Source organism: Cupriavidus sp. FW305-27, assembly GCF_058787995.1.
This window is the reverse complement of sequence record NZ_JBYTAG010000046.1, coordinates 36,081-47,815: the sequence shown is the minus strand read 5'-3', so window position 1 is coordinate 47,815 and position 11,735 is coordinate 36,081. Positions and strand designations below refer to the sequence as shown.

The following is an 11,735-nucleotide window of genomic DNA, read 5'->3' as shown; positions in this document are numbered from 1 at the left end:
GGCTTGCACCAGTCGGTCGATTTCCGCGAGGGTCTGGCTGGCATGCGCCTGGGTCTGGGCCGAGATGTCGCGCACGCTCTGCGCCAGCGTTGTACTGATCTCGTCCTGGCGGCTTACCGTGTGCGCGTTCAGCTGTTCCCACTCCTGGCGCAACGCGGCTGTCATGGTGCCGAGCGTATCGGTCCAGGCGGCGAAGCGCTGTGCATCGCGCGCAGCCAGTTCCGCCTGCAGCGCGACGGCCGCCTTCGGCGCGTCCGACGCGGCTTGCACCAGGCGGTCGATTTCCGCGAGGGTCTGGCTGGCATGCGCCTGGGTCTGGGCCGAGATGTCGCGCACGCTTTGCGCCAGCGTAGTGCTGATCTCGTCCTGGCGGCTTACCGTATGCGCGTTCAGCTGTTCCCACTCCTGGCGCAGGGCAGTCGTCATGGTGCCGAGCGTATCGGTCCAGGCCGACAGGCGCTGCGCGTCGTGCGCGGCCAGCTGCGTCTGCAGCCCGGCATGCGACTCGCCCACGGTGCGCACCAGTGTCGCCGCATGCTCGCCGAACGCGGCTGCGGCGGCCGTCAGGGCCTGCCGGTTGTCGCCGGCGAGCTTCTCGCCGGTGCGCTCCTGGCGCGCCAGCGCCTCGCGCCATGCGTCGGCAGCGCTGGCGGCTGCCGTGTCGAGCCGGGTGGCGACATTGTCCAGCAGCCCGGCCGAGCGTTGTTCAAAGGTCTGGGCAAAGCCGTCGAGGGATGTGCGCAGGTCCGCTGCCAGTGCCTCGCTCGCGCGTTGATGCCCGGCCAGCGCCTGGTTCCAGGTATCCGCAACGCCCGCGGTGGCGCTCTCGAAGCGGCTCGATACCCCATCCAGGTGCTGTTGCACGGCTTGGGTCACGTTGTCGCGCAAGGCCGAGGTTTCGCGTGCCAGGCCCGCCATGGTCGCGTCCACCGCGGGCTGGATCGCTGCGCTTGCGGCACGGGCGCTGTCGGCGATGCTGTCCTTCAGCGATTGCTCGACCGAAGACGCCAGGCGCGTGTAGACCACTTCGGTCTTGCCGTGGAAGGCGTCCTGGCTGGCGGCCAGGCGCTCGGTCAGGGCCTGGTTCTGTTCGGCCATCGTGGTCATCATGGCCTGCATGCGCTCGACCAGTGCCGGCATCACGTCGGCCTGGCGCTGCAGCAGCCGGACCGCTTCATCACGCTGGTGGCCGCGCGAGTAGGGACGCAGCGTGGTGGCGATGCGGGCATCCAGCGCCTGCGCGGCCTGGATCCGCTCGCGCCGGCACAATGCCGACAACAGCCCCAGCATCGCGGACGTGGCCACGCCCGCGACCGAGGTGCCGAACGCAAAGCCCAGGCCCTTGACCGGTGCGGCCAGCGAGGCGCGGATGGCCTGCAGGTCGGTGGCGGTCTCCAGCGCGATGCCGGTGCCGCGCAGGGTCGCCACCATGCCCAGGAACGTGCCCAGCATGCCCAGCAGCACCAGCAGGCCGACCAGGTAGGGTGTCAGCGCGGGGCCGGGCAGGCCGACGCGCTCGCCTTCCACGCGCAGGCGGGCGCTGTCGCGCAGGCTGGGATGCAGCCGTTCCAGCCAGTTGCCAAGGCTGGCCGGCGCTTCGGACAATCCGGCGACGGCCTGCGCCAGCGTGGCGGTGGCCTGGCGGTAGCGGTACAGCTCCAACGCCCCCGCCAGGTAGCAGCCGCCGATCAGCAGCGTCACGGCCAGCGCCAGGAAGTTCGTGCCTGCATAGCCGGCGGCGATCCAGCACACGATGGCCAGGCCCGCCAGGAAAGCGACAATATGGGTAAGGTATCGGGTCATGATGTTCTGGTTAGCTGTCCTGCAGCGCCGCCAGCAAGCCTTCAAGGGGCTGCCAGCGGATGTCGAGTTCGGCGAGCAATACGCTCTGCATATCCTTGCGGAATACCCCCAGCCATGCACCGGGCCTGGCCGTTGCGGGCTGTCCCGCGGCCTGGGCTTCGGCCAGCGCCGCGGCTTCGGCCTGGCGCAGGCGCTGGAAGTGCGGCTCCAGCATCGTCGGCACGGCGCCCAGCAGGCTCTGTTCGCGCGCGCCCAGCACGCGCTCCATCACGGCATCGACCATGGCCAGCTTGGCCATGCCGGGTGCGTGGCCGGACAACGCGCCGCGCAGGCGCCCGCGCAGGTCGCCGATCGCGGTCTCCATGGTCTGTTGCAGCGTGAGGTAGCGCTGGCGATAGACCGCGTAGTCGACCTGCGCGTCCACGGGGTCGGGCAGCGCGGACGGCCGGCCCGGCCCGCGCCGCTTGCCGGCAAGCGTGGTGTCTTCCACGATGGCACCGGCCAGCGCGGCGCGCACGCGCGCGCATTCGCGTGCCTCAGTGCTGTCGGCAGCACGTGCGGCAGGCGGCGTTGCCGGCGCATTGGCCTTCAGCGCCGATGACAGCGCGATCGCATCCGCCCAGCCAAGCCATTGGCTCAGCTGGCTCGAGAGCGAGCTTGCAGGAGGAGGGGCATCGGCGTCAGTCAGGCGAGCCAGCAGGCGGACGAGCGTCGGGCCGCTGAAACCTGTGCGCCGGGGCACTTGTAACATTGCGCCGGATTCGAAAAATCCAGCAGTTTACACGCCCGGGCGGTGGCGTGGCCGGCTGGCGTGGTGGATGATTGGCGGGAATCCGTCCCGGACCCATCCCACCACGGAGTGAAACCATGAGACTGGTTGGCATGCTTGATTCCCCTTATGTCCGCCGCACGGCGATCTCGCTGCGCCTGCTCGGGTTGCCGTTCACGCATGAGTCGGTGTCCGTCTTCCGTGAATTCGAGCGCTTCCATGCCATCAACCCGGTGGTCAAGGCGCCTTCGCTGGTCTGCGACAACGGGGTCGTACTGATGGACTCGACGCTTATCATCGACTATGCCGAGTCACTGGCGGGCCGCAGCCTGATGCCGGCGCAAACCGCGTCACGGCAGGCCGCGCTGCGCATCGTCGGGCTGGCGCTGGCGGCGAGCGAGAAGGTGGTGCAGAACTTCTATGAGCACAGCCAGCGGCCGGCGGGCAAGCTGCACCAGCCGTGGCTGGACCGTGTCGATGCCCAGCGCGAGAGCGCCTTTGCCCTGCTGGAGGCGGAACTCGCCACGCGTCCGGTCCCGGCTGGCGAGGCGGAAACCGGCCAGGCCGAGCTGACCGCCGCGGTCACCTGGACCTTTTCGCAGTTCATGATGCCGGGCGCGGTCGATCCGGCGCGGCATCCGGCGCTGGTTGCGCTGACCGCGGCGCTTGAGCGGCTACCCGCATTCGAGGCATTGCCCTGCGCATAGATGGCCGCTGGCGCGCCTACCGCGGTAGGGTGCCAATCGCAGGCATTCCGATGCAACATCAGTCCCCCTGTGGAACGCGCTGCACCGGCTTCCTCTGCGATACGCGCAGCCTGTTCGGCCTGTAAGCGCCAGGCGCCGGGGCTTGCCCCGGCGCCGGAGTGCCCATGTGCAGTCAAGGTAATACAATCCACCTGACCAGGCGACGAGACCAATCGACAAGACCATACGCGCGAACCGGGGTGGGAACTCATGACAAGAAGTCAAGGCGCCGCAGAGAACAACAACGACGCCAGCATCGACGCCAGCGCGTGCCGCAACTATGCCATCGTGGTGGATGACCACCCGTTGATGGCGCGCGGCATTGCCGGCTACCTTGCGGCGCATTGCGGGTTTGACGCTGCCCTGCATGCAGCCGATGCGCGGGAATGCGCGGCGCTGACGGAACGGGAGGGCTGCCCGGCGCTGCTGGTGGTGGATTTCTGGCTGCCGGACGGCACCGCGGTCGGGTTGCTGCGCGAAGCCGCGGCGCGCCTGCCCGCCTGCAAGCTGCTGGTGATGAGCGCCGACGACGATGCGCGCGTTTGCATCAAGGCACGCGAGGCCGGCGCGCACGGCTTTATCCTGAAGAACGAGCCTCCGGAGGTGTTCGCCACTGCGGTGGCGTCGCTGCGCCAGGGCCGGCGCTGGTTCCAGCAGGCGGGGCCGCCGTCGGCGCGGCGCGAGTTGCCGCTGGAGCCCAGCGGACTGGGCCTGACGGCGCGCCAGGCCGAGGTGCTTGGCATGATGCTGCGCGGCCTGCCGAACAAGCGCATCGCCATGACCCTGTCGGTGTCGGAGCAGACCGTCAAGGAGCATGTCACCGCGATCCTCGGCAAGCTCGGCGTGCGCAACCGGATCGAGGCTATCGCCCTGCTGCACGGACGCAGGCTGGAGTCATGAAGAAGGCCCTCGCCCGGCTGCTGGGCTTGTCGCGCCCGGATGCGGATGCCGGCATCAGCCCGCGCGCGCGTGCGCGGTTGCTGGACATGACGTTCGGGCGCCTGGTGTTCAGCGTCAATGCGATTCCGTTCGTGGGGATGCCTTTCGTCATCTGGCTGTATGTCCAGAAGCTGGACGGCGGCGCGCTGCTGGCCTGGACACTGGGGTATGGCGCCGCGGCGGTGTGGATGCAATTGCGCTTCCGGCGCTACAAGCAAGAGCGGGAAGACGATGACGCCCTGGTCCGGCGCTGGCTGCCGTTTGTGCAGCGCGTGGCGCTGGTGCACGGCTTCTGCCTGTCGCTGGCCGCGGTCCTGACGGCCAGCCTGGGGGGCTTTGACTTCAAGCTGCTGCTGTATATCAGCATCGCCGCCATCGTGGCGGCCAATGCCACGCACCAGACGCCGATCCTCGGTGTATTCCAGCGCTTCTTCGTTGCCTGCTGGACTTTGCAGATCGTCAACACCCCGCGCAGCTTCCCTGAGCACTGGCCGTTCGTGCTGCCGCTGGCGCTGCTGTATGCGCTGGCCATCTACCGGCACGCGCTGATCGCCAACCAGTTCTTCCGGCAGCAGGTACGGATGGAGGATGACGGCATCCGCCTGGCCGAGCGCTACCGGCTGGCCAAGGAAGAGGCCGAGAAAGCCCTGCAGGCCAAGAACCTGTTTCTCACCACCGCCAGCCACGACCTGCGCCAGCCCGTGCATGCCATGGGCTTCCTGATCGAAGCCATTGCGCGGCGCAACCGCGACCCGGCCCTGATCCCGCCGCTGGACGACCTGCGGCGCAGCGTGCGCTCGGTGCACCTGATGTTCAACTCACTGCTCGATCTGTCCCGGATCGAAGGCGGCATTGCCAGCCCGCGCAATACCGCCGTGGCATTTGCGCCCTTGGTCGAAGAGGTGGCGTCGCTGTTCCGGGAAGAGGCGCGCAGCCGCGGCCTGGACCTGCGCGTGCGCCTGCCCGCAGGCGCCGCCGCGGTGCTGGCCAATCCCGCACTGCTGCGCCAGTCTCTGGTCAACCTGGTGCACAACGCGCTGCGCTATACCAAGCGCGGCGGGGTGCTGGTGTCCGCGCGGCGGCGCGGCAGCCACTGGCTGCTGGAGGTCTGGGACACCGGCGTGGGAATCGCGATCGAAGAGAAGGGGCGGGTCTACTCGCCGTTCTATCGCAACGAACATGCGTGGCGCATCGACAGCGCGGGCCATGGGCTGGGCCTTGCCGTGGTGGCGCGCTGCGCCACCCTGATGGGCGCCACCTACGGCCTGGACTCGGTGGAGCGCCGCGGCTCCAGGTTCTGGCTGCGCTTTCCCGAAGCGAAGCCGCTGGCGCCGGCGGCGATCGAGCCGGTCTACGAACCCGAAGGCCTGTCGGCGTCCACCCTGCTGCAGGGCGTCTGCCTGGTCGTCGAGGACGACCCGCTGGTGACCGCCGCGTGGACCAGCCTGATGGAGGCCTGGGGCGTGCAGGCGGCGTGCGCGGCGTCGGGGCAGGAAGCCCTGGCACTGGTCGATGCCGGCCTGCAGCCCCAGGCGATCCTGTGCGACCAGCGCCTGCGCTCCGGCGAGAGCGGCTTCGAGGTGCTCAAGGCGCTGTTCGAACGCTGCCCGGACGCAAGCGGCGCCATGGTCAGCGGCGAGTTCGATTCCGAGGCGCTCCAGCAGGCCGAGCGTGAAGGCTATCTGGTCCTGCACAAGCCACTGGAGCCGTCGCAGCTGCATGCCTTGTTGTTCCAATGGCTTTGTGCTGCCTGACAGCATAGATCGGTGGTTCTGCTTGCGGCGGTGGCCCCACTCAGGCATCTCCGGGGCGAAAGAAGTGTCCGGATCGACTTTATTCAGATCACCTGAAGAATTTATTTAGTTCACTTTTTTCCACCTCTCAGCGACAGTCTAGCGACCGCAAATCGCGATACTGGAAAGAGAGGGCCCCATGTCTATCTCAAACCGCGCCGTCGGTGCCTCGGTGCTGGCCGTTTCCATGTTCGCGGGCCTGGCCGGATGCAGTAACCCGCCGGCTGCGGCGTTGGCTGCCGCGTCGGCTGTCTCGTCGGGCTCCGCGCCGGCCGCGGTGTCGGAACAGGACATCAACGATGCCTACATCTACCTGCTGGGCCGGCTGCTTGTCCTGCGCCAGCAGCAAATCGACTTCCGGAAAGAAGGTTTCCAGTGGAACCGGATCATTCATCGCGACGTCGGCGGTGTGTCGTGGGCCAACCCCAATCTGGATGTCGCCTACAGCGAGGCCTGGATTGCGGTCGACGAAAAGACCTGCACGGTCTTCAGCGTGCCGGCCATCAAGGGGCGCTACTACACCATTCAGTTCCTGAACGGCTGGGGCGAAACCGTCGCCAATATCAACGAACGCAACTATCCGGACCATCCAGGCGGCGAATTCGCGATGTGCCTGAAGGGTGCCACTGCGGCACTTTCGCCCAATGCCAGGCGCATCGACCTGCCGGGCAAGACCTCGCGGGTGCTGGCCCGGGTGGAAATCGGCGCAGACAAGAAGCAGGCCATTGCCCTGCAGCATCGGATCACGACACGGATCACTGGCACGGCGACGATTGCCCCGGTACCTGCCACGCCCGCCTTCAGCAATGACAAGCTCCCCGGCGTTGAAGCCTTTGACTCGGCAGCCGTTGCGCTTCGCTCCGAGCCGGACATCAATCCGGGCATGGAGCCCATCCAGGCCAAGGTGCGCGCGGTGAGTGCCGCGGTGGCCAGCAGCCTCGCCGAACGCGCGCGGGTGGACAAGGTCATCCGCGAGAAGACGCTGCCGGCGTTCTTACAGTCGTTCTCCACCGCAGGTACCATCAGGAACGGCTGGAACCGGCCCGCTACCATCGGCAAGTACGGCAGCGACTTCCAGACCCGCACCCGCATCAACCTGGGCGGGATCTGGGCCAACAGCACGGATGAGGTCGTCTATTTCAAGACGGATGCAGACGGGACCGGCACCAAGCTCGACGGCGGCAATACCTACACCATCACCTTCCCGAAGGACGAGCTGCCCGCGCGCCACGTCAAATACTTCTGGTCGGTGATTGCGGTGGATGCCAAAAACTTCCGCGTGATCCCGAATGTGAAGAACCGGTTCCTGATCAACAAGCAGTCCAGGCTGAGCTATGGCGAGGACGGTTCGCTGACGCTGTACTTCGCGCCTGCCAGGCCGAAGGACGCGCCTGACGGCAACTGGCTGCCCACGCCCAAGGGAAAGAATTACCACCTGACGTTCCGGCTCTATGGGGCGGACCAGCCGGTCCTGTCCGGGGAGTGGTTCCCGGCGCCGCTGGTCAAGCGCAACTGAGCGGGCCAGTCTTGGCAGGAAGGCGCCTGCCAGTGCTGGCCTAATCCTCCGCCACCTCGCAAAACCGCAGCCGGTTCCCGAACGGATCGGCCACCTGCAGCATCCGCCCCCAGCCCACATCCTCCACACCGGGCCTCGCGTACGGATAGTCCTTGGCAGACAGCTCCTGCTGCAGCGCATCGACATCCTCCACCGTCACGAACACCGTCGATCCGGGCGTGGCGTCGCCATAATGCTCGCTCAGGTGCAGCGTCAGGCCGCTGCGCCTGACCTGCGCGTACAGCGGAAATCCCTCTTCATACCGATGCTCCCAGTCGAGCGAGAAGCCGAGGAAGTCGAGGTAGAACTCCTTGGCCTTGTCGACCGAGAAGATCCGGAGGATGGGGATGCCGGCAGACAGGTTCATGGTTTTCGTTCGGTAGTTGCGCAGGAATGGCAGATGATAGCGCCGGCCCGCGGTGATCCGCGCGCGCGGCGCATAAGCATCCGCGACAATCTTCGTTGGCTTTGTGCGGGCCCGTGACTAAGCTGGCGCTCCAATGAAATCCCGGAACACCGCTATGAACCCGACCCACGACTCACGCCGCCGCCTGCTTCTGACGGCAGCGGGCGCCGCAGCTGCCGCCAGTGTGCTGCCAGGCGTCAGCTGGGGGCAAGGACAGACCGCGCTGCGCATCGGCTACCAGAAGTCCTCCACGCTGATGATCCTGCTGAAGTCGCGGCAGACGCTGGAGAAGGCGCTGGCGCCCAAGGGGGTGACGGTGCAGTGGTACGAATTCACCTCGGGCTTGCCGCTGCTTGAAGCGCTGAACCTCGGCAATATCGACCTGAGCGCCGACGTGGCCGATGCGGTGCCGCCGTTTGCGCTGGCCGCGGGTGCCGCGCTGACCTACTACGCCAGCGAGACGCCTTCGCCGCAGGCACAGGCCATTGTCGTGCGTGGCGACTCGCCGATCCGCGAGGTGGCGCAGCTCAAGGGGCAGCGGGTGGCATTTGCCAAGGGCGCAGGCGCGCACTACCTGGTGCTGGAAGCGCTGGCGCGCGCGGGTCTGTCGATCCGCGATATCGAACCGGCATACCTGAGCCCGGCCGACGCCCGCGCGGCGTTCGAGCGCGGCAGCGTGGCGGCATGGGTGATCTGGGACCCGTTCCTGGCCGCGGTGCAGCGCCAGGCCAATGCGCGCTTGCTGCGCGATGGCGAGGGGCTGGCCAGCTATCGGCGCTTCTACCTGGCGGCGACGCCGTTCGCGCGCGCGCATGCCGAGGTGCTTGAGGTGGTGTTCGATGCGTTGGGCGACGCGGGTGACTGGGTCAAGCGCAATCCGGCCGAGGCAGCGCGCTGGCATGCGCCACTGATCGGCCTGGATGCGGCCACCGTGGAAGCCGCGAACGCACGGCGCAGCTATGCGGTGCGCACGGTCGACGCCGCCGCGCTGGCCGAGCAGCAGCGCATCGCCGATGCCTTCACCGCGCAGCAGATCCTGCCGCGCAAGGTAGCGATTTCTTCTTCGCCAGTCTGGCGCAAGGCCTGACCGGGTCCGAGCATCGCCCGTCAGGGAAGCGTCATATGCCAGCGGGCACGCCATCCTGTGCAAGCCCGGCGAACGTATTTGCCAGCCACATCAGGCCCGCATCATTGTCCCTTGCCGCGGACCAGACTGCGGTCACCGTGAAGTCAGGCATCGGCACGGGGCAGGGAAGCTGGCGCAGGCCTTCGGTGGCGCACCATTGGTCCGCCAGCACCGCCGGCACCGTTGCCAGTGCAGCGGTTCCCTTCAGGATGGCCGGTACGCTGGCGAAGCGCGCACTGCTGTAGCGCACGTCCCGCGCCTGGCCCTGGGTGGCCAGCCACGTATCGGCGGTGCTGTCGAAAGCGCCGCGATATGACACCAGCACATGCGGAAACCGCAGATAGTCTTGCAGCGACAGGATCTGGCAGGCATCCAGCGGCGCGGCCCCATAGACGCAGCGAAAGCCCATGGTCTGCCAGGCGCGCTCGCGCCGCCATGCCGCGCCCTTGGCGAATGGCCCGATACCGAGGTCCATCTCATTGCGCTCGAGCATCTCGGTGCCACGGAACGGGTCCGTCGGCACGATGGCCAGTCGCACGCCCGGCGCGCAGGTGCTGAGGCTCGGCAGAATGCGCGGCGCGAGCCATAGCTCCACCCAGTCCGGCATCCCGACCACGAAAGTCCGGTCCGACGTAAGCGGGTCGAAGTCGCGCCGCTGCAGCAGGGCGGCCTCGATCTCGCCGAGGGCCGGCAGCAGGCGCCGCTCGAGTTCCAGTGCGCGCTCGGTCGGCTCCATGCCGTGAGCGGTGCGTACCAGCAACGGGTCGTCGAACATCTCCCGCAGCCGTGCCAGTGCACCGCTGACGGCTGGCTGTCCCAGGTGCAGGCGCGCCGCGGCGCGCGAGACGCTGCGCTCGCGCAGCAGCACGGTCAGCGTTACCATCAGGTTCAGGTCGACGCCGCGAAAATGGCCTTCCTTAATGCTCATCTGCTACCCTCCCCCGCAGATAGGGCATTGGAACATCGCGTGCAATCCGCGGCAAGCCGGCCGTCGTCATGCCAGGGCCGGCGTGCTGACGGGTGGGCGGCGGTGCCCGGTCGCGCGCTCGAAGGCCGACGCAATGGCCAGCAGCACGGCATCGCTGCGTGGACGTCCAAGCCACGACACCCCGGCTGGGATGTCAGCCGACGTGAATCCCATGGGTACGCTGACCTCCGGAAAGCCGCTGGCGCTTGCCATATGCATTGCCGCCAGCGGCTGCTGCGCCCGGCAATGGTAAGTGGCGTCCGCCATGTCAAAGCGCGGCGAGGCCGGGCAGGCCAGCGTGGGAAATACCAGGGCCTCCAGGCCACGCCCGCGCAGGATGTCGTCGAGCATGGCGCCGAAGCGGCGTGCCGCTGCAACATTGGCCTGGGGCAGCGTGTCTCGCATCTCGAACGCATGCCGCAGCGCGGCAAGCGTAAGCGGGTTCATTTGGTGCGCATCCGTGGAGAGGTCCGTGGTGGTGATGTGCGCCAGCAGTGCGGCCGTGCTGGCCGGAGCACCGCCCGGCAACTGTCCCAGGTAGGCATCGAGCCCACGCACCCATTCCGCTTGTACGATAGCGTCCAGCAGGTCGGCGTAGAGCGTGAGCGCCAATGCCGGCAGACGCACGGGTATCGTCACGGCGCCCGCCGCCCGCATCGCCTCCGTTGCGGTTGCAAAGAGCGCGTCGACCTCGTCGCTGCCTCCGGCGAAGTCGGTCACGATGCCCAGCCTGCGGCCAGCCAGCGACGCCGGCTGTGCGATAACGCCTGAGCCCGGCACCAGTGCATCCAGGACCATGGCCGCATCGTCGGCGTTACGGGCCAAGGGCCCGACGATATCGAACGATGTGGCCAGCGGCAGTACGCCGGCCGACTCCACCAGGTCATGCGTAGGCCGGATACCGGCCAGCGCATGCACGCATGCCGGACCGCGCACGGAGCCGAACGAATCGGTCCCCAGCCCGAACGCCGCGAAATTGGCCGCCACTGCCGCACCGGTGCCGCTGCTGGAACCGCTGGCGTTGCGGGATAAGCGATAGGGGTTCAACGTCAGGCCGTTGGCAGAGCTGTACCCGAAGCGCCCGTTAGAGGCGGCCAGTTCCGACATGTTGGTCTTGGCCAGTACGATGGCACCGGCCGCGCGCAGGCGCGCCACGCAGGCCGCGTCGGCGCGCGGGTAGGCCTGCCGCAGTGCCGCGCAGCCGGCAGTGGTCGGCATGCCGACAGTATCGATATTGTCCTTGACCACCATCGGTATGCCGTGCAGAGGCCCGCGCGGGCCGTGCGTGCGCAGTTCGTCGTCCAGGACTCGCGCCTCGTGCATGGCAGCGGGATTGATGCAACTGATCGCATTGATGCGCGGCCCGTCCTTGTCGAAGGCGGCGATACGCGCGAGGTAGTAGTCCACCAGACCCGCTGCGCTGATCCGGCCGGCGTGCATGGCGGCGGCGAGTTCCCCGATGGAGGCCTCGAGAAGGTCGAAACGATCAGGCACAAGGCGAGGGGCGGCAGCAGGCATCGGAGTCATCGGCAATCAGGCGGCATGACGCCAGTATTGGTGCAGCCGTGCCGGCAGGCAATGGAAGTTTTGTCCATGCTTCTTTCCTTCAGGGAATGAATGGATGACAATGC

General features: G+C 67.7%; 10 protein-coding genes. 5 read left to right on the top strand and 5 right to left on the bottom strand.

Going from position 1 to position 11,735, the window contains the following annotated elements; genetic code table 11:
• Both AC3WRI_RS21495 and AC3WRI_RS21490 read right to left on the bottom strand, forming a co-directional pair.
• Positions 1-1,803: DUF802 domain-containing protein (locus tag AC3WRI_RS21495; protein ID WP_492294054.1), on the bottom strand; the 1,803-nt coding region annotated here is incomplete at its 3' end.
• A 10-nt stretch (positions 1,804-1,813) separates the two neighbouring features.
• On the bottom strand, positions 1,814-2,554 hold the full coding sequence (locus AC3WRI_RS21490) for a DUF3348 domain-containing protein (RefSeq protein ID WP_011616655.1): 741 nt from the start codon (positions 2,552-2,554) through the stop codon (positions 1,814-1,816).
• 116 nt (positions 2,555-2,670) lie between these two features.
• Between AC3WRI_RS21490 and AC3WRI_RS21485 the strand changes: the two genes are divergently transcribed.
• The 4 genes from AC3WRI_RS21485 to AC3WRI_RS21470 all read left to right on the top strand — a co-directional run bounded on the left by AC3WRI_RS21485 (position 2,671) and on the right by AC3WRI_RS21470 (position 7,566).
• The gene (locus AC3WRI_RS21485; RefSeq protein WP_011616656.1) at positions 2,671-3,279 is read left to right on the top strand and encodes a glutathione S-transferase family protein; all 609 of its coding nucleotides are present in this window, start codon (positions 2,671-2,673) and stop codon (positions 3,277-3,279) included.
• Between the two features lie 249 nt (positions 3,280-3,528).
• Positions 3,529-4,218 (top strand): LuxR C-terminal-related transcriptional regulator, encoded by a 690-nt coding sequence (locus tag AC3WRI_RS21480; RefSeq protein WP_492294052.1) that lies wholly within the window; start codon positions 3,529-3,531, stop codon positions 4,216-4,218.
• A complete protein-coding gene (locus tag AC3WRI_RS21475; protein WP_011616658.1) occupies positions 4,215-6,011 on the top strand; it encodes an ATP-binding response regulator in 1,797 nt (598 codons plus the stop codon). Before AC3WRI_RS21480 ends, AC3WRI_RS21475 begins: the two co-directional genes overlap by 4 nt.
• 178 nt (positions 6,012-6,189) lie before the next feature.
• Positions 6,190-7,566, top strand: coding sequence for a DUF1214 domain-containing protein (locus tag AC3WRI_RS21470; protein WP_492294050.1), 1,377 nt, complete (start codon positions 6,190-6,192; stop codon positions 7,564-7,566).
• A gap of 40 nt (positions 7,567-7,606) precedes the next feature.
• Here AC3WRI_RS21470 and AC3WRI_RS21465 read toward each other — a convergent pair whose 3' ends face one another.
• On the bottom strand, positions 7,607-7,972 hold the full coding sequence (locus AC3WRI_RS21465) for a glyoxalase superfamily protein (RefSeq protein ID WP_010810436.1): 366 nt from the start codon (positions 7,970-7,972) through the stop codon (positions 7,607-7,609).
• Between the two features lie 154 nt (positions 7,973-8,126).
• Between AC3WRI_RS21465 and AC3WRI_RS21460 the strand changes: the two genes are divergently transcribed.
• Entirely contained in the window at positions 8,127-9,098 is a 972-nt protein-coding gene (locus tag AC3WRI_RS21460) for an aliphatic sulfonate ABC transporter substrate-binding protein (RefSeq protein ID WP_011616660.1), read from the top strand.
• A gap of 31 nt (positions 9,099-9,129) precedes the next feature.
• Here AC3WRI_RS21460 and AC3WRI_RS21455 read toward each other — a convergent pair whose 3' ends face one another.
• Both AC3WRI_RS21455 and AC3WRI_RS21450 read right to left on the bottom strand, forming a co-directional pair.
• Positions 9,130-10,065 (bottom strand): LysR family transcriptional regulator, encoded by a 936-nt coding sequence (locus AC3WRI_RS21455; protein WP_011616661.1) that lies wholly within the window; start codon positions 10,063-10,065, stop codon positions 9,130-9,132.
• Positions 10,066-10,131: 66 nt separating this feature from the next.
• Positions 10,132-11,598, bottom strand: a complete 1,467-nt coding sequence (locus AC3WRI_RS21450; protein WP_231881490.1) for an amidase — start codon at positions 11,596-11,598, stop codon at positions 10,132-10,134.
• Positions 11,599-11,735: the final 137 nt, after the last annotated feature.